21 protein-coding genes are annotated in these 16,947 nt (G+C 60.0%); 14 read left to right on the top strand and 7 right to left on the bottom strand.

The window, feature by feature from the left end; all coding sequences use genetic code 11:
* Window positions 1-117: 117 nt before the first annotated feature.
* The gene (locus tag HFP51_RS10425) at window positions 118-2,997 is read left to right on the top strand and encodes a pitrilysin family protein (RefSeq protein WP_176875662.1); all 2,880 of its coding nucleotides are present in this window, start codon (window positions 118-120) and stop codon (window positions 2,995-2,997) included.
* Between the two features lie 29 nt (window positions 2,998-3,026).
* Entirely contained in the window at window positions 3,027-3,329 is a 303-nt protein-coding gene (locus HFP51_RS10420) for a hypothetical protein (protein WP_176875661.1), read from the top strand.
* 20 nt (window positions 3,330-3,349) lie between these two features.
* Here HFP51_RS10420 and HFP51_RS10415 read toward each other — a convergent pair whose 3' ends face one another.
* The 3 genes from HFP51_RS10415 to gpmA form a co-directional block, all read right to left on the bottom strand.
* Window positions 3,350-4,420 (bottom strand): 5-(carboxyamino)imidazole ribonucleotide synthase, encoded by a 1,071-nt coding sequence (locus HFP51_RS10415; RefSeq protein ID WP_176875660.1) that lies wholly within the window; start codon window positions 4,418-4,420, stop codon window positions 3,350-3,352.
* Window positions 4,417-4,905, bottom strand: coding sequence for a 5-(carboxyamino)imidazole ribonucleotide mutase (gene purE, locus HFP51_RS10410; protein WP_176875659.1), 489 nt, complete (start codon window positions 4,903-4,905; stop codon window positions 4,417-4,419). Before purE ends, HFP51_RS10415 begins: the two co-directional genes overlap by 4 nt.
* A gap of 91 nt (window positions 4,906-4,996) precedes the next feature.
* The gene (gpmA, locus tag HFP51_RS10405) at window positions 4,997-5,683 is read right to left on the bottom strand and encodes a 2,3-diphosphoglycerate-dependent phosphoglycerate mutase (RefSeq protein WP_176875658.1); all 687 of its coding nucleotides are present in this window, start codon (window positions 5,681-5,683) and stop codon (window positions 4,997-4,999) included.
* Between the two features lie 94 nt (window positions 5,684-5,777).
* On the opposite strand from gpmA, the gene HFP51_RS10400 reads away from it, so the two are divergent.
* Window positions 5,778-6,500 carry a dienelactone hydrolase family protein gene (locus HFP51_RS10400; protein ID WP_176875657.1) on the top strand — a complete coding sequence of 241 codons (723 nt, stop codon included), beginning with the start codon at window positions 5,778-5,780 and terminating at the stop codon, window positions 6,498-6,500.
* On the opposite strand, the gene HFP51_RS10395 is transcribed toward HFP51_RS10400, so the two are convergent.
* Both HFP51_RS10395 and HFP51_RS10390 read right to left on the bottom strand, forming a co-directional pair.
* Window positions 6,497-7,621 (bottom strand): carboxypeptidase family protein, encoded by a 1,125-nt coding sequence (locus tag HFP51_RS10395; protein ID WP_176875656.1) that lies wholly within the window; start codon window positions 7,619-7,621, stop codon window positions 6,497-6,499. The genes HFP51_RS10400 and HFP51_RS10395 overlap by 4 nt on opposite strands.
* Entirely contained in the window at window positions 7,618-8,208 is a 591-nt protein-coding gene (locus HFP51_RS10390; protein WP_176875655.1) for a DUF4136 domain-containing protein, read from the bottom strand. The genes HFP51_RS10395 and HFP51_RS10390 overlap by 4 nt, the downstream gene beginning before the upstream one ends.
* Window positions 8,209-8,308: 100 nt before the next feature.
* On the opposite strand from HFP51_RS10390, the gene galE reads away from it, so the two are divergent.
* Complete coding sequence (galE, locus tag HFP51_RS10385; protein ID WP_176875654.1) at window positions 8,309-9,307, top strand: UDP-glucose 4-epimerase GalE; 999 nt, start codon at window positions 8,309-8,311, stop codon at window positions 9,305-9,307.
* Here galE and HFP51_RS10380 read toward each other — a convergent pair.
* Window positions 9,304-10,305: a YncE family protein gene (locus tag HFP51_RS10380; protein WP_176875653.1), complete on the bottom strand. Its 1,002-nt coding sequence runs from the start codon at window positions 10,303-10,305 to the stop codon at window positions 9,304-9,306. The genes galE and HFP51_RS10380 overlap by 4 nt on opposite strands.
* Before the next feature lie 187 nt (window positions 10,306-10,492).
* On the opposite strand from HFP51_RS10380, the gene ykgO reads away from it, so the two are divergent.
* Both ykgO and HFP51_RS10370 read left to right on the top strand, forming a co-directional pair.
* Window positions 10,493-10,618 (top strand): type B 50S ribosomal protein L36, encoded by a 126-nt coding sequence (gene ykgO / locus HFP51_RS10375; protein ID WP_176875652.1) that lies wholly within the window; start codon window positions 10,493-10,495, stop codon window positions 10,616-10,618.
* Window positions 10,618-11,226, top strand: coding sequence for an HAD family phosphatase (locus tag HFP51_RS10370; RefSeq protein ID WP_176875651.1), 609 nt, complete (start codon window positions 10,618-10,620; stop codon window positions 11,224-11,226). Before ykgO ends, HFP51_RS10370 begins: the two co-directional genes overlap by 1 nt.
* Before the next feature lie 3 nt (window positions 11,227-11,229).
* On the opposite strand, the gene pyk is transcribed toward HFP51_RS10370, so the two are convergent.
* On the bottom strand, window positions 11,230-12,630 hold the full coding sequence (pyk, locus tag HFP51_RS10365) for a pyruvate kinase (RefSeq protein ID WP_370462958.1): 1,401 nt from the start codon (window positions 12,628-12,630) through the stop codon (window positions 11,230-11,232).
* Window positions 12,631-12,788: 158 nt separating this feature from the next.
* On the opposite strand from pyk, the gene HFP51_RS10360 reads away from it, so the two are divergent.
* The 8 genes from HFP51_RS10360 to HFP51_RS10325 all read left to right on the top strand — a co-directional run bounded on the left by HFP51_RS10360 (window position 12,789) and on the right by HFP51_RS10325 (window position 16,935).
* Window positions 12,789-13,094 (top strand): DUF1244 domain-containing protein, encoded by a 306-nt coding sequence (locus HFP51_RS10360; protein ID WP_176875649.1) that lies wholly within the window; start codon window positions 12,789-12,791, stop codon window positions 13,092-13,094.
* 62 nt (window positions 13,095-13,156) lie between these two features.
* Window positions 13,157-13,399, top strand: a complete 243-nt coding sequence (locus HFP51_RS10355) for a DUF2312 domain-containing protein (protein WP_176876645.1) — start codon at window positions 13,157-13,159, stop codon at window positions 13,397-13,399.
* 86 nt (window positions 13,400-13,485) lie between these two features.
* A complete protein-coding gene (locus HFP51_RS10350; RefSeq protein WP_176875648.1) occupies window positions 13,486-13,806 on the top strand; it encodes a heavy metal-binding domain-containing protein in 321 nt (106 codons plus the stop codon).
* Window positions 13,807-13,822: 16 nt separating this feature from the next.
* Window positions 13,823-14,305 (top strand): arsinothricin resistance N-acetyltransferase ArsN1 family B, encoded by a 483-nt coding sequence (locus HFP51_RS10345; RefSeq protein ID WP_176876644.1) that lies wholly within the window; start codon window positions 13,823-13,825, stop codon window positions 14,303-14,305.
* A gap of 69 nt (window positions 14,306-14,374) precedes the next feature.
* On the top strand, window positions 14,375-15,118 hold the full coding sequence (locus tag HFP51_RS10340; protein WP_176875647.1) for a YebC/PmpR family DNA-binding transcriptional regulator: 744 nt from the start codon (window positions 14,375-14,377) through the stop codon (window positions 15,116-15,118).
* On the top strand, window positions 15,115-15,609 hold the full coding sequence (gene ruvC / locus HFP51_RS10335) for a crossover junction endodeoxyribonuclease RuvC (protein ID WP_176876643.1): 495 nt from the start codon (window positions 15,115-15,117) through the stop codon (window positions 15,607-15,609). Before HFP51_RS10340 ends, ruvC begins: the two co-directional genes overlap by 4 nt.
* Window positions 15,606-16,202 (top strand): Holliday junction branch migration protein RuvA, encoded by a 597-nt coding sequence (ruvA, locus tag HFP51_RS10330; RefSeq protein ID WP_176875646.1) that lies wholly within the window; start codon window positions 15,606-15,608, stop codon window positions 16,200-16,202. Before ruvC ends, ruvA begins: the two co-directional genes overlap by 4 nt.
* Before the next feature lie 334 nt (window positions 16,203-16,536).
* Window positions 16,537-16,935 carry a GFA family protein gene (locus tag HFP51_RS10325; RefSeq protein ID WP_176875645.1) on the top strand — a complete coding sequence of 133 codons (399 nt, stop codon included), beginning with the start codon at window positions 16,537-16,539 and terminating at the stop codon, window positions 16,933-16,935.
* Window positions 16,936-16,947: the final 12 nt, after the last annotated feature.

The raw sequence follows: 16,947 nt of genomic DNA, 5'->3' as shown, positions 1-16,947 counted from the left end.
CTGTGCAGATTATCTTTGTCGACTGATTTAGCCGTTCGTCGAGCAGCCGCAACCGTTGCTTGCGTGCGAACGCGTCGCCGCTATGGTTGCCGGCGATATTTCCAGGAGAAATCACCGATGCGTTCCTTGAAGCTGACCCTCTTGGCGCCGCTTGCCTTGCTTGCTGCTCCGGCCGCCGCACTGGACAATCATGGAGAGGTCCCGGCCGGCCCGCAGCCCAATGTGACAGCCGCCGATCTCGTCGATCACGTATCGATTCCCTATGATCGTTTTACGCTGGATAACGGCTTGCGGGTGATTGTTCACGAAGATCGCAATGCGCCGGTTGTTGCCGTTTCGATCTGGTATCATGTGGGATCGCGGCATGAGCCCCAAGGCCAGACCGGTTTTGCGCATCTGTTCGAACATCTGATGTTCAATGGGTCTGAGAATGCGCCTGACGGTGTCTTCGAACCGCTGCGTGAAATTGGCGCGACCGATTTCAACGGGACGACCTGGTTTGACCGGACCAACTATTTCCAGACGGTACCGACCCAAGGCCTGGAGCTGGCCCTGTTCCTCGAATCCGATCGGATGGGCTATCTGCTCGGCGCGGTGACGCAGGAAGAGCTCGATAACCAGCGCGGCGTTGTCCAGAATGAAAAGCGGCAGGGCGATAACCAGCCCTATGGTCTGGTGAGCTATGCCGAACTCGGAGCCCTGTTTCCCGAAGGCCATCCCTATCGGCACTCGACAATCGGTTCGATGGCCGATCTCGATGCAGCGACGATGGAGGATGTGCGCGCCTGGTTTGGCCGACATTACGGCCCCAATAATGCGGTGCTCGTCCTCGCCGGTGATATCGATGCGCCAACCGCACGAACGCTGGTCGAACGCTATTTCGGGGATATTCCCCGCGGACCCGACACCGAACAGATTGATCCAGGTGTGCCGACGCTTGATGAGCGCCGCGATATTCGCATGCAGGATAGCGTTGCAACGACGCGCCTCTATCGCAGCTGGGTTGTTCCGGGCCTGAATGCGCCCATTGCCAGCGATCTTGATGTTGGCGCCAGCGTGTTTGGCGGGCTGGCGAGCTCGCGGCTCGACAATATCCTTGTTCGCGATGAGCAAACCGCTGCATCGGTGTCTGCATCGCTGCAGGAATTTGAATATCTCAGCATCTTTCGGATCGCGGTCAATGTCGCGCCGACGGCAGACGCTGATGCGGTATCGACGCGGCTCGACGCGCTTATCGCCGATTTCATCGAAAATGGGCCTACCCAGGACGAAGTGAACCGCGTCGCAATGAGCCAGGTTGCCGGCCAGATCGCGGGCCTGGACCGCGTCGGCGGATTTACCGGCAAGGCGGGCGTCTTGGCGACCGGCGAGCTCTATTCCGGTGACCCGGCCTATTTCCAGACGCGGTTGCAGCGACTGGGTGCGGTGACGCCTGAAAGCGTGCGCGCGGCGATGCAGCAATGGCTGACCCGGCCAGCACTCGCGATCCGCGTGGATCCGGGTGAGCGTGACGCCTATCAGGAGGCGGCATCGGTGGACGGCAGCCTGTCCGCTGACCTGCTGAACCCGGCATTCTTTCTGCAACCCGGCGAAGAGCCTGTGGCCGGGGCGAGTGATGCGAGCGTTGATACCGGGACGCGCAGTATCGCCCGGCCGACGGTCGGGGAAATTGCCGATCTCGACTTTCCCGATGTCCAACGCGCGACGCTGTCCAATGGTGTTGAACTGTTGTTCGTGCAGCGCAGCGGTGTTCCGAGGATCCTCACGCGATTGAGCTTCGATGTCGGCAATGCCGCCGATCGTTCCGATCAGCTCGGCACCCAGCAGTTGATGCTGTCACTGATGACCGAGGGCACCACAAGTCTCAGTTCGACCCAGATCGCCGAGGCGCAAGAGCGGCTTGGAGTGGGTCTGGTTGGCGCAGCGACGACTGATCGGACGCTGTTTGGCATTTCAGCTCTGTCGGCCAATTACGAACCCGCGCTCGATCTGTTGCAGGATGTCATGCGCAATCCTGCATTTGCTCCAGAAGAGGTTGAGCGTTTACGGGCCACCCAGCTGACAGCGATCGCGGCAGAACGGCGCGCGCCATCCAGCCTGGCGAGCCTCAACCTCTGGCCCGTACTGTTCGGTGCGGACCATCCCTATGGCCGTCCGACAAGTGGCCTCGGCACGCCCGAATCGGTGGCCGCGATCACGCGCGAGGATCTGTTCGATTTCCACCGCCGCTGGATTCGCCCCGACAAGCTGACAATCATGGTTGTTGGCGATGCCGAGTTGGATCAGGTCTTGGCGGCGCTTGAGGAGCGGTTCGGCAGCTGGACCGGAGAGGGAGAAGCCGGGATCAAGTCGTTCGACGCCGTAATTCCCGGAGCGAACCCACGGATCATCCTTGTCGATCGACCCAATTCGCCCCAATCCTTGATCTATGGCGGTCAGGTGCTTGATCTGCAGGGTACCGATGAGTTGCTCCCGCTATTGGTTGCCAATGAGGCATTGGGCGGCAGTTTTCTCGCGCGCCTCAACCAGGATCTGCGCGAAACACGGGGCTGGTCCTATGGTGTCCGTGGATCGGTAAACCGGGTTGCCGGGCCCGTCAGCTATACGATCCAGGCGCCGGTTCAGGCCGATCGTACGGGCGATTCGATTGTGGCGCTGCTTGAGCAGGTTGAAAATTTCCTGACCGTCGACGGTGTGCGGCCAGAGGAATTTAGCCGCGCTATAGCTGGCGGAATTCGTAGCCTGCCTGGCCGGTTCGAAACTTCGGCGGGCGTGATGGGCGGTATGTCCAATAATGACCTGTTTGAGCGATCCGTCGACTATTATGACGAGATTGCGAGCATCTATCGGTCGATGGAGCGCGATCAGCTCGATAGCGTGGCGCGATCGGCCATCAATCCGGATGCTTTTACCTGGGTTGTGGTCGGAGATGCCGATCAGGTTCGGGAACAGCTTGACGCGCTGGGCCTGCCTGTGGAAACAGTCTCAGCAGAATAATTGACACCACTGTAAGGAAGGATTCGCACATGACAGACGTATCAGGCACTTGGGACTCGACCGTAAACTCGCCAATGGGTGAGCAGAAGTCGACGATGACGCTCAGCCAGGATGGTGATTCGGTTTCCGGCACCAATGCTGGCGCCACCGGTTCGGCCGACGTCAAAGACGGCAAGATCGACGGCAATACGCTGACCTGGAAGATGGACATCACGGTTCCGATGCCGATGACGCTGGAAGGCACGGCAACTGTCGATGGCGATTCCATGTCCGGCACGATCAAGGCTGGCGCTTTCGGCGAAATGCCTTTCTCGGCAACCAAATCCGGCTAAGCCAAATGGCATGAGCGGCTCTAGAAGAGCTGCGTTACATGCCCCATTTTTCGGCCCGGGCGCGCTTCCCCCTTTGCATAAAGGTGGAGGTGCGCCCGGTCTTTTTTGAGCCAGCTCAGCCAGTCATCGGCCTCTGCGCCGACCAGATTATGCATCTCGATCCGGTCCGCGGTAAGCGCGGTCTCGCCGAGCGGCAGGCCACAAATGGCCCGGATATGGTTTTCGAATTGCGAGGTTATCGCGCCTTCGATTGTCCAATGGCCGCTATTATGGACCCGCGGCGCCATCTCGTTGAAAATCGGGCCTTCGCGGCTGGCAAAAAACTCGCAGGTCAGCACGCCGACATAGTCAAGCTTTTCGGCAATCCGCCGAGCAAGATCGCTCGCGGACGCCGTCTGATCGGCAATGATGCCACTGCCGGGCGCCAGGGAATGGGCAAGGATACCGTCCTGATGGCGATTCTCCGGCGGGTCCCAGATCCGCGTTTCGCCATTGGCGCTGCGCACCAGCAGGATGGAAAATTCCTTCTCGAAATCGACAAAGGATTCAAGCACGGCGGGCTGTTCGCCAACCTCCTGCCATGCGGTGCCGGCATTCGCGACATCGGTGATGCGCACCTGGCCCTTGCCATCATAGCCGAAGCGGCGGGTCTTCAGGATCGCAGGCGTGCCCATGTCTGCGAGCGCAGTCTCAAGGTCAGCGAGAGATGAAACAGCGCGGTATCCAGCGGGCTTGCCGCCCAGCCCGGCTACGAAATCTTTTTCGGAGAGCCGGTCCTGCGCCAGTTCCAGCGCGTCCAGATTAGGGTGGAGCGGTTTCTCGTTCGCCAGCGCCCGTAATGGCCCGGCAGGGACATTCTCAAACTCATAGGTCAGGACGTCGACCGCTGCTGCAAATGCTGCGAGCGTCGCCTTGTCCTCATAGTCTCCACGGATGTGCTTCTGCGCGACATCCGTGGCACAGGGCGATTCTTCGGGTGCATAGATATGGCAGGGATAGCCGAGCTGGGCGGCCGCGACGCTGAGCATACGCCCGAGCTGGCCGCCGCCAATAATGCCGATCGTTGCGCCCGGAGCGAGCGGTTCGCTCATCCCGCCGGGTCTTCCGCGACGGCATCGGTTTGCGCCTGGCGCCAGGCATCGAGGCGCGCCGCAACATCATCGTCATGGGTCGCGACAATGGCGGCACCGAGCAAGGCAGCGTTTTTGGCACCCGCAACACCAATGGCGAGCGTACCAACCGGGATGCCGGCGGGCATCTGGGCAATCGATAACAGACTGTCCATGCCTTTGAGCGCGCGCGATTCAACCGGCACGCCAAGCACCGGGAGCCGGGTCATCGACGCCGCCATGCCGGGCAGATGGGCAGCGCCCCCAGCGCCAGCGATGATGGCCTTCAGGCCGCGACCTACGGCGCTTTTCGCGTAATCGTAGAGGCGATCGGGCGTGCGATGGGCAGAGACCACCCTGCATTCATGCGGGATGCCGAGTTCGGTGAGGATTTCGGCGCCATGCGACATCGTTTCCCAATCGGAACGGCTGCCCATGATGATGCCGATAAGTGGCGTTTCGGTCATGCTTCGTCCTGCGCTTTGAGCCAGAAGAAGCGCCTTCTTCTAGTGTGAAGCCGATGGCGGCGCAATGGGCGCAGAATCCGTAGCCCGCCTGCTACCGTTCGGACAGATAATAGCGGTCCCGGGCGGAAAGATCGTCGGCCAGATCATAGATGATCGGCTGGCCAGTCGGAATCTCAAGGCTCGTAATCTCGTCATCCGGGATTTGCGACAGATGTTTGACCAGTGCGCGCAGCGAGTTGCCATGGGCGGAGATAAGCACCCGTTGCCCGTCTTTGAGCGCAGGTGCGATATGCGCGTCCCAATAGGGGAGCACGCGTTCGATGGTATTTTTGAGGCTCTCGCTCTTCGGCACAGTCACGCCCGCATAGCGGCGGTCGGTGCTCAGATCATATTCGCTGCCGGCTTCGATTTCCGGCGGCGGGGTATCGAAGCTGCGACGCCAGATATGGACCTGCTCATCGCCATGCTTGTCGCGCATTTCCTGTTTGTTGAGGCCGGTCAGCCCACCATAATGGCGCTCATTGAGCTGCCAATTTTTCTCAACGGGAAGCCACAGCCGATCCATTTCGGCGAGCGCCAGGTTGAGCGTGCGAATGGCGCGGGTCTGGAAGCTGGTGAAGCACAGATCGTGGTCCACGCCCTTTTCCCGCATCAGCACGCCGGCTTCCTTGGCTTCGGTGACGCCCTTGTCGGTCAGGTCGACATCCCACCAACCGGTGAACCGGTTCTCGAGATTCCACTGGGACTGGCCGTGCCGGATGAGAGTGAGCTGGGGCATGGGGCGAACTCCTTTTGCGATCGGCGCTTTCCTTAGCGCGGCTGGCTGGCGATACAATGGGGAGAAGGCGAATCACACTGACAGGAGCAATCGCATGACCATCGAACGCCAGGCTATAGTGTATGACGGCCCGGGCGGCCCTTTTGAGGGACTGACCGCGATGGACAGCGATTGGGATAGCCCGCGCCCCGGCGTGATGATCGTGCCCAATGTACTCGGTGCCAAGGAGATCGACTTTGTCGTGGCCGAACGCATAGCCGCGCTCGGCTATGTCGCGCTGGTGGCCGATGTCTATGGCCAGGGAAACCGGGCCACGCGGGAAGATGACGCACCGACCCGCTTCATGGATGCGATGAACGATGATCGCCCTTTGCTGCGCGATCGGCTGCTGGCGTCGCTGGCAGTGCTCAAGGGCCTGGACGGCGTCGACCCGGACCAGACCGCGGCAATCGGCTATTGTTTTGGTGGGAAATCGGTCCTCGATCTTGTCCGGTCCGGCACTGATGTGCTGGGCGTTGTGAGCTTTCATGGTGTCTATGACCGGCCATCCTATGCGAATGTCGAGACGATGACGGCAAAAGTGTTGGTCTGTCACGGCTGGACCGATTTTCTGGCCCCGCCGGATGTGACGGTGGGTCTCGCGGAAGAGCTTAGCACTGGCAGCGCGGACTGGCAGCTTCATGCCTATGGCGATACGGGCCATGGCTTCACCGATCCCACGGCAAAAGGCGACAGTCCGGGATATGGCTATCATCCCGATTCCGACCGGCGAAGCTGGCAGGCAATGGAAAATTTCCTGGCGGAGCTGTTCGCCTAGGCGCGCAGATCGTCGATAATGTCGAGCAATGCGGCAAGACAGGCCCGGCCAAGCAGGGCGCAGCGTTCGCCCGACCAGCCAAAGTCTGTGTCAGGCAGTTCATGATTGTCCTTGAACGGCATTTCGAGCGTCATCGCGACACAATCGAACCGCTCGGCGACCTGATTGGTCGACATGGAGAGATTGCCCTTGCGCGGTTTGGCGACCGGATATCCAAGCTTGGTCTGGAAATCGGGTGAGGCCTTGAGCAGCGCCGCCAGATAGGCATCGTAGAGCGCGCCCTGCCGTTCGGTCCAACTCGGAATGCCTTCAAAGCCGGCGATGAAATTGGCCGGGATCGCTTCGTCGCCATGCACGTCCATCGCAAAATCGACGCCCGTCTTGTCCATATGATTGAGCACCCACAGCACTTCCGGGCTCTTTTCAGGCGTCGGCTGATGCCATTCGCGGTTCAAATTGGTGCCGACCGCGTTGGTCCGCAAATGGCCGCGGGCGGAGCCGTCCGGGTTCATGTTCGGAACGACATGAAAGGTGGCTTTGTCCCGCAACACGCGGGAGACCGGATCGGCTGGGTCTGTCAGGCGATCAAGCGCGCCTTCCATCCACCATTCGGCCATCGTCTCGCCGGGATGCTGGCGCGCATAGAGCCAGACCGACAGATCGCCCGTACCGATGCTGAAATAATCGAGCTCCCGGCCATCGAGTGTCTGGCCGAGCGAGGCATGGCTGACGCCATCCCGGGCAGCGATTTCCGAGACCAGGTCGTAATGGCGCTCAATCGTATAGGGCGCAAAATAGGCAAACCAGAGCGTGTCGGCGTCCGCGCTGTGGCGGATTGTGAGCGTACCATCCGAATAGTCCGTCTCGGCGAGATACCATTCTTCGCGATCGCTGGAGACGCGGGCCTGATAATTGTCCCAACCCTGCGGATAGGCGCTGCTTCCCGCATTGGTGATCGCCAGGGTCAGATCTTTACCGGCACAACCTGTGACGCGAAAATAGAACCATTGATAGAAATCGGACTGGTGATCCTTGACGATTTTCAATTCGGCCGTGCTGCCTGAGGTGGAAACCAATGCGATATTGCCGCCGTCAAAGGCGCTCGTGATGCTGAGTGTCATTCGACGGTGATAGTGCGGCCTGACTCGCCTGGGAAGCCCTGAAACAGCGCGGCTGCAAGGGTCGACACGATCGCGGCCGGGCTCTCGGCGCCGGGTGCAGTGGCGCGCGTTGCCGTGCCCTCCCAAACGACCGTCCCTTCCGAACGCCGCTTGAGCGCGACCGATAATTCGGTGACGTTCACTTCACCGCCTGGCGATCCGCCGATGCCGAAGCTGGTACCGATCCCGACCCCTGTTCGCCGGCCGAATGATCCGCCACCAATGCCGATCGAGAAGGGAGAGCGACGGGCCACTTCCTCGCGCGTGCCGCGCTGAACATCGACCACGGCGACCATTTCGGCGTCTTCGAGGCTGGTTCCGGTAAAGCCGATGCCCGCCAGTTGCTGCGCAACAATCGCGGCATATTGCTGATATTCGAGACTGGGCTCGCGGTTCGGATCGGCTGGTTCCATATTTATCGCCTGGGCCGGAATGACCTGGCCGAGATGAAAGCGGGTCACTTCCGTGCCGCGTTGCGATGGTGTGGTGCATGCTGCAACCAAAGCCAGTCCTGCTACCGCCACTATCCGGGCGCATGTCTTTTTCATCGCCAGTCTCCCTATCGCAATCGAAGCCGCTATAGACATCTCAACGATTGTGCCACGAAAAGGCTCCAAACGGGAGTCGCGGAGAGGAAGAAAGGCTGACATGGGCGAAAAACCGGCAATATTGGTGACCGGCGGCGCTGGCTATATCGGCAGTCATGCGGCCTTGGCGCTGCTGGATGCGGGATGGCCCGTAGTCGTGCTCGACAATCTGGTGACCGGGTTTCGCTGGGCGGTGCCCGATGGCGCGGTCTTTGTCGAAGGAGACATTGCTGATAGCAGCCTCGTCGGTGGGTTGATTGATGCGCATGAAATTGCCGCGATCATGCATTTCGCTGGATCCGTCGTGGTGCCTGAATCGGTCGAGAACCCGCTCAAATATTATGACAACAATACCGCGCGCAGCCGAACGCTCGTGGCAACGGCAATTGCGCATCAGGTCCGCCATTTCATCTTTTCGTCGACCGCCGCCGTTTACGGCATTCCCGACACGATCCCGGCGTCTGAATCCATGCCAACCGACCCCATCAATCCCTATGGTCGCTCGAAACTGATGACCGAATGGATGCTGCGCGACACGGCTGCCGCACATCCGATGAACTACTGTGCCTTGCGCTATTTCAACGTGGCCGGCGCTGATCCAGCCGGACGCTCGGGCCAGTCGACGGCGGGCGCGACGCATCTGATCAAGGTCGCCGTGGAAGCCGCGCTCGGCAAGCGCGACGGCGTCGCGATATTCGGTACCGATTATGACACGCCCGACGGCACCGGTGTACGCGACTATATCCATGTCAGCGATCTTGCTGCGGCGCATATCGATGCATTGGAAAAACTGATCGCGAAGCCGAACGACAGCCACATCCTCAACTGTGGCTATGGCCGCGGCTTCTCGGTGCTCGAAGTGCTGGACAGTGTTGACCGAATGGCAGGCAGCCAGATCTCGCGCACTATGGAACCGCGCCGCGCTGGCGATCCGGATGCGCTGACTGCGGACAATAGATTGATCCTTGGAACGCTGCCCTGGCGGCCCGAGCATGACGATCTCGACGGTATCGTTCGCGATGCGCTCGCCTGGGAAAAATCGCTGGGCGAGAAAGCCTAATCGGCTGGCGTGATCGTCGTGACGGCAAGTCCGTCGCTATCTTCACCTGCATCATAGCGCCGGGTCACTTCACCGCTTGCAACATCAACTGCAGCAATCCGATTGCGCCCGGTTTCCGCGACATAAAGCGTCTCGCCGTCGGCGGAGAATAATATCGTTACCTGCGCCGCGCCGACGCTGCCGGAGACGAGGATGGTCCGCTCGACTTCACGGGTCTCGGCATTGACCAATGTCAGGCTGCCGCCCGCATAGTTGGAGGTCACGACAGTCGCGCCATCCGGGCTGATCGCGACGCGGATCGGGAAATTGCCGACGGTGATTTCTGCGATGCGTTCGAAGCTTGTCGTATCGAATGCGAACAGCGTCGCATTATCGCGGTCCGCCACCCAGAGCGTTGCTCCATCCGGCGAAACAGCAAGGCCCTCTGGCGTGTCGCCAGCCGGAATGTCACGCAGTTTCGTACCGGCCATAAGATCGATCACGCTTACCGTGCCATTGCCCATATTGGCGACATAGGCGCGGCTGAGATCGGTCGTGACAGCGACCATATGCGATCCCTGCTGGTCGGTGGCGATCGCCGAGACGGACCGGTCTGCCATGTCGACGATGGTCAGGCTGTCAGAGCCTTCGGTCGTGGCGATCAGGCGATTGTCGGGCGTCCAGACCAGACCATGCGGCCGCCGGTTGGGAGAAAGATCGATCCGGTCTGTGCGTACCGCATTGGCAATGTCGATAATGTCGATCGTGGTTTCACCATAGGCAACCACTGCCGCCGTCTGTCCGTCCGGTGAAATCGCAATTTCATGGGGCTGGTCGCCTGTCTCGAGCCGCGCCAGCTCGGCACCACTGTCGAGATCGATAAGGCTCAGCGTATCTTCACCCTTGTTTCCGGTTAGCAGGACATCGCCGCTGATCGTGCCTTCGGCTTCAAATGGCGTGCCATTCGCATTCGAGCTGCAGGACGCCAGAATCAGGAATAGGGGGATCAGAAACTTCATCGGTACTTCCTTTGGTCGGTGCAGTGGAATGGGCGGAATTGTTGTCGAAAACCGCGCCCTTGTCGATCCCGGCAGGCGCGAAAACTGGCGGAAAGTGGCCCTGCAAATGCTTGACTTTGGCGCGCTGCAACAATAGGTGCACCGTTCGTTTCCGACAATTGAGATAGCAGAAGGCCGCAGTAGCGCCATGAAAGTCCGTAATTCACTGAAATCGCTCAAGAGCCGTCACCGCGACAATCGCGTGATTCGTCGCCGTGGTCGCACCTATGTGATCAACAAGACCAATCGCAGGTTCAAAGCGCGTCAGGGCTAATGGCCGTTCATGCTGTCGTCTTCGACGTCGGCAACGTCCTTTATCGCTGGGATCCGCGTTTTCTCTTCGAGAAGTTGATTCCAGATCACCAGGAGCGAAACTGGTTTCTTGAAAATGTGGTGACGTTTGACTGGCATGCCCAGCATGATGTCGGCCGTCCGCTTGCCGCTATGGTTGCCGAGCTCAGTGCGACCTATCCGGATCATGCCCATTTGATCGAAGCCTATGTCGACCGCTGGCTCGAAACCATTCCCGGACCCGTTCCCGGCGTACATGCGCTGGTGGAGCAACTTGCAGGCCGCAACGTTCCGCTCTTTGCGATCACCAATTTCGGTGTCGAGTTTTGGGAGCTCTTCCGGCCAACCGCGCCGGTTATCGATCATTTCGGCGATATCGTGATTTCCGGCGTCGAGAAAATGATCAAGCCAGATCCTGCAATCTACTCCCTAGCCCTGCAGCGTTTTGGTCTGGAACCGGGAACTGCCCTGTTCATCGATGATCGCGAAGAAAATATCCACGCCAGCGAAGGGGAGGGTTTTGTTGGTCATCATTTCACGGATGCCGATACACTCGCCGATATACTGCGCAGCCACGGGTTGATCGCTTAGCGGCTAGCTATCGTCGGCGATCTCGTCATCGGTATGGCGTTCCAGTTCGTCACCCATCAGCCGGACGATATGCAGCACATTGGTCGAACCGGGCGTACCAAAGGGGACGCCAGCCATCACAATCACCCGGTCTCCGCCCTTGGCGATGCGAGCACGGATCACCATCCGTTTCGACTTGGCGACCATTTCCTCGAAATTCACAACATCGCGCGTATGCACCGAATGCGCGCCCCATAGCAGCCCAAGCCGCCGCGCCGTTTTGAGCTTTGGCGTCAGGACGAGAAGCGGCACCGAGGGCCGTTCGCGCGACACCCGCCGTGCTGTCGAACCCGATGTCGTGAAGCAAATGATCGCGTTGGCCGACACCGTTTGGGCGATGCCGTTCGACGCTTCCGCCAGCGCGTCGGCGCTGGTTGAATCGGGCAGGGTCTCGGTGAAATGGACGCGCGCCCAATGGGTCGGATCGGCTTCGACCGCGGTTGCGATCTTGTCCATCATCTCCACCGATTCTTCCGGATAGTCGCCGGCTGCGCTTTCTGCTGACAGCATGATCGCATCGGCGCCATCATAGACCGCAGTTGCCACATCCGAGACTTCGGCCCGGGTTGGGGTCGGTGAGCGGATCATCGATTCCAGCATCTGCGTCGCGACCACCACCGGCCGCCCAACCATACGCGCTTTTTCGATGATCTGCTTTTGCAGGGGTGGCACATCTTCAGGCGGAATTTCCACGCCGAGATCGCCGCGCGCGACCATCACCGCGTCGACGGCTTCCAATATCTCGTCGATCCGATGCACGGCCGAGGGTTTTTCGATCTTCGCGAGCAGTGCAGCGCGGCCCTGGATAAGCTTGCGCGCTTCGGCTGCATCTTCGGGTTTCTGGACAAAGGAGAGGGCGATCCAGTCGACGCCCTGATCGAGCGCGAAAGTCAGATCTGTACGATCCTTGTCGGTCAGTGCGTCCATCGGAATGATGACATCCGGGACGTTGAGGCCTTTATTGTTGGAGAGCGGCCCGGCCACTTCGACAATCGTCTCAATGCGATCGGTTTCGGCGGCTGTCGCGCGCAAGACGACCTTGCCATCGTCGAGCAGCAATCGTTCGCCTACCTCAATTGCCTGGAAAACTTCCGGGTGCGGCATGCAGACACGGCTATTGTCGCCCGGTGTCTCATCCCGATCGAGTATGAACCGTGCTCCGGATTCAAGTTGGACCAAGCCATCAGCAAATTCGCCGATCCGAAGTTTCGGTCCTTGCAGATCTGCCAGGATCGTCATTGGCCGCCGCGTGTCTTTCTCAAGCGTCCGGATCGCATCGATAACCGCGGCATGATCCTCATGGCTACCGTGGCTCATATTCAGTCGAAACGCATCTGCGCCGGCAAGGTATAGCTTGCGGATCATCTCCGCATCGGCACTCGCAGGACCAAGGGTCGCGAGAATGCGCACTTTGCGTTGGCGGGGATCGGGGTTTGAATCCACTATGCTTCCTGGCTCGCTGGACTTACGCTTGCGGCTCTATAGCCTTATCATGACAGTGCAACTGCAATGGAGCCCAAACAATGTCCGATTCTCCAATCATGCCCGATGTTGATGATGCTGTCGCGGCCGCGGCATTCCGTCGTCTCGTCGCCCATTTGCGGCATCGCACGGACGCCGCCAATATCGATCTGATGGGCCTTTCGGGCTTTTGCCGCAATTGCCTCGCCGACTGGATTTCCGAAGCCTCGGACGGCGAGTTATCCAAGGATGAGGCGCGCTTTGCGATCTATGGAATGCCCTATGCGGCCTGGAAAGATCGCTATCAGGGTGAGGCGACCGACGAACAATTGCAGCGCATGGAAGAAAGCGTTGCGAAGAATGCTTGAGGCCGGCGCCGCACTGGCCTAGAGCGTCGCGCTTTCCCACACCCAGTTAGAAAGACATGACCATGGCGGACGGCGCGGTACAGGCAGACAGGCTCAAACTCTTGATCGAGCGGATCGAACGGCTCGAAGAAGAAAAGAAGGGCATCGCCGACGATATCAAGGACGTCTATGCCGAGGCCAAGGCCGTAGGCTATGATCCCAAGATCATGCGCAAGGTGGTCAGTCTGCGAAAAATGGATACCCATGATCGCCGCGAGCAGGATGATCTGCTGGATACCTATAAATCCGCGCTGGGCATGGATTAGGCGCAGGCCAAATTTGCACATAATAGGCGTGATATCGCGCTACTGATGGGTTAGGCTTTACGGGCAATTGCCAGGAGGAGCCGTCCATGATCATTTCCACCACCCCGCAAATCGAAGGCCGGCCGATTACACGCTATTGCGGTGTCGTGACGGGCGAAGCGATTATCGGCGCCAATGTCTTTTCTGATATGTTCGCCAAGGTTCGCGATATTGTTGGCGGTCGGGCCGGGGCGTATGAAAATGCCTTGAAGACGGCGCGCCGCGAAGCCTTTTCGGATCTCGAACATGAAGCCGAAGATGCCGGTGCCGATGCAATTGTCGGCGTCGATCTCGATTATGAGGTGATCGGCGAGACCGGGTCGATGCTGATGGTCTCGGTGTCCGGTACGGCGGTAAAGCTGGGATGATCGCCGCGTGACAGTCATGGTGCGAGAGGGCGAGCCTGCGGATGCCGAGGGTTGCCGCACCATCTACGCACCCTTTGTCGAAGAGACCTGGATCAGTTTTGAAGAAGAGGTGCCGTCCGTCCGCGAAATGGCGCGCCGGATCGAAGGCTATGGTTCGTCCCATGGCTGGGTGGTCGCAGCGGATGAGGACGAGATTGTCGGCTATGCCTATGGTTCGCCGCATCGTTTGCGCCATGCCTATCGATTTTCATGCGATGTCGCGATCTACATTCCGCCGGACCGGGTCGGCCAGGGCATCGGGCGAATGTTGTACAGATCGCTATTTCCCCTGCTGGCCAAGAATGAGGTCCATGCCGCCTATGCTGGAATTGCGCTGCCCAATGACGCGAGCGAGGCACTGCATGAGGCAGTCGGCTTCACACCGGTCGGCATCTATCGCGAAGTCGGCTGGAAGTTTGGTGCCTGGCGCGATGTCAGCTGGTGGCAGCGCGTCCTTTGACGTTGCACGGGGCCGGGCAGCTACGCTAAGGCCTCGCCAGATCATCCAATAAGAGAATTACGGGAACCCATGGCAGGCCATAGTAAATTCGCAAATATCAAGCATCGCAAGGGTGCGCAGGACAAGAAGCGTTCGGCGCTCTTCTCCAAGCTCAGTCGCGAGATCACCGTCGCGGCCAAGATGGGCACGCCCGATCCCGACATGAACCCGCGGCTGCGGCTTGCGGTTAACACGGCGCGGGGCCAGTCCATGCCCAAGGACAATATCCAGCGGGCGATCGACAAGGCGATCGGCGGCGATGCCGAAGATTATGAAGAAATCCGGTTTGAAGGCTTCGGGCCGGGCGGTGTCAGCCTGATCGTCGAAACGCTCACCGATAATCGCAATCGCACGGTCACCGATGTCCGCACCATCTTTTCGAAGAATGGCGGCAATATGGGCGAGAGCGGATCGGTCGCGCACGGATTCGAGCGGCTTGGCCTGATCACCTATAAGGCCGAAGCGGGCGACGAGGAAAAAGTTCTCGAAGCGGCGATGGAAGCGGGCGCCGAAGATATCACCTCTGACGATGACGGCCATGAGATTTGGACGGCAGCGGACGACCTGCATGCCGTCGCCGGCGATCTCGAAAAGGCGCTTGGCGAGCCGGAGGGCGCAAAGCTCGCCTGGCGGCCCAATGTCGAGGTCACGGTCGGCGAAAAGGAAGCACAGACGCTCTTGAACTTGATCGATACGCTTGACGATAATGACGATGTCCAGACTGTCTGGGGCAATTATGATGTGCCGGATGAGATCATGGAGAAGCTCTCCTGAAGCTGATCGGCCTCGACCCGGGGCTCGGCTGTACGGGCTGGGGCGTTATCGCTGCCGAGGGCAATCGTCTGTCGCACATCGCCAATGGCCAGATCCGGACGGATACCAAGGCGCCATTGCCGGAACGCCTGTCTACGCTGGCGACCGGCCTTCGCGCTGTGCTTGCCAAGCATCAGCCCGAGGATGCGGGAATTGAGGAAGTCTTCGTCAACACCAACGCCCAATCGACGCTGAAACTCGGCCAGGCGCGCGGCGCGCTGATGCTGGTGCTCGCCGATGCGGGGCTGCCGATTGGCGAATATGCAGCGCGTTTTGTGAAAAAGGCGATTGTCGGCACGGGCGGTGCGGACAAGGCGCAGATCCATGCCATGGTATCGGTCCTGTTGCCCGGCGCCGAAATTGCCGGCGCGGATGCGGCCGATGCGCTGGCCGTGGCGATCGCGCATGCCCATCACCGGGCCAGCGCCAAGGCAGTGGGGCAGGCGGCGTGATTGCGAAACTCAAAGGCATTTTGGAAACGAGCGCGGCCGATCATGCGGTGATCGATGTGCAGGGCGTTGGCTATCAGGTTGCGGCCTCATCGCGCACGCTCGATGCGCTGGGCCCGGTCGGCGGCGATGTGACGATCCATACCGAGATGCTGGTCGGCGATGATTTCATCCGGCTGATCGGCTTTGCCAGCGCCAGCGAACGGGACTGGTTCCGCTTGCTTGGCAGCGTGCAGGGGGTCGGTAGCAAGGTCGCCCTGGCGATATTGTCGACGCTGGAGACGGGTGAGATCCAGACGGCGATTGCTGCCGATGACGCGGCGATGCTCGCACGGACGCCGGGCGTTGGGCCGAAGCTTGCCTCGCGCATCGCAAACGAACTGAAAGACAAGGTAGGCGGTATCGCGACCGCGCCGGGTGGTGTCGCGGCTCCTGCACCGGGTGGCGCATCCTCCGATGCGGTCTCCGCGCTGCTCAACCTCGGCTTCAAGCCAGCCGAAGCGAGTGCAGCCGTGGCCGCAGCCCAAGGCGAGCTGGGCGCAGATGCCGGGCTTGATGCTCTGGTGCGGACGGCGTTGAAAAAGGCGGCGAAGTGAGCGCTTCAGCTGCTCACTCGTCTCCATATCGGCGCGCACGGTTCGCTTGGCTGATCTGGATCGCAATGGTTGCCGGATTTCCCCCATTCTATTTTGCATTTTCCGAGTACGGGTACTCTATTTTCCTATACTTTTTGGGCGCCTTGCCTGCGTGGTTGTTCATCGCGGTACAGACTTGTCCCGGTTGTTCAAAATCTCTCTTGTTTGTTGAGGATGGAAGCACCGGCATGCCGTTGAAGCTCTTTGGCAGGCCGGTTCACACTAGCAAGACCTTTAACTGGTGGCCGGAGCAGTCATGCTCCAGGTGCGGACTTGATCTCCTTGGAGGCAACTCTTGAGCAAGACCTACACAGCCGCCTGTCGCTGTGGCGGGATCAGCGTGCGGTGCGAGGGTGAGCCTGTTCGCGTGTCGGTGTGCCATTGCCATGCTTGCCAGCAGCGCAGCGGATCGCCCTTTGGTGAACAGGCGCGCTGGCCAACGGAAAAGGTGACGATAACCGGTGAAGATCGCGAATGGGTGCGCGTCTCGGACGAAGGCAACCCGGTTCACTATCATTTCTGCCCGACCTGCGGGACGACCGTCTGGTATCAGGGCGGCCCGATGCCGGACGCGATTGCAGTACCGGTTGGATTATTTACTGATGCAAGCTTCCCGCCGCCGCGCTTTTCGGTCTGGGAAGCGCGCAAACATCCCTGGGTTACCATTCCGGGCGAGGTCGAACATTATGACTGAAGACCAGGATAG

This window comes from Parasphingopyxis sp. CP4 (assembly GCF_013378055.1).
GTDB lineage: Bacteria > Pseudomonadota > Alphaproteobacteria > Sphingomonadales > Sphingomonadaceae > Parasphingopyxis.
Note: the sequence above shows the minus strand (reverse complement) of the source record. Positions and strands in the feature narration are given on the sequence as shown.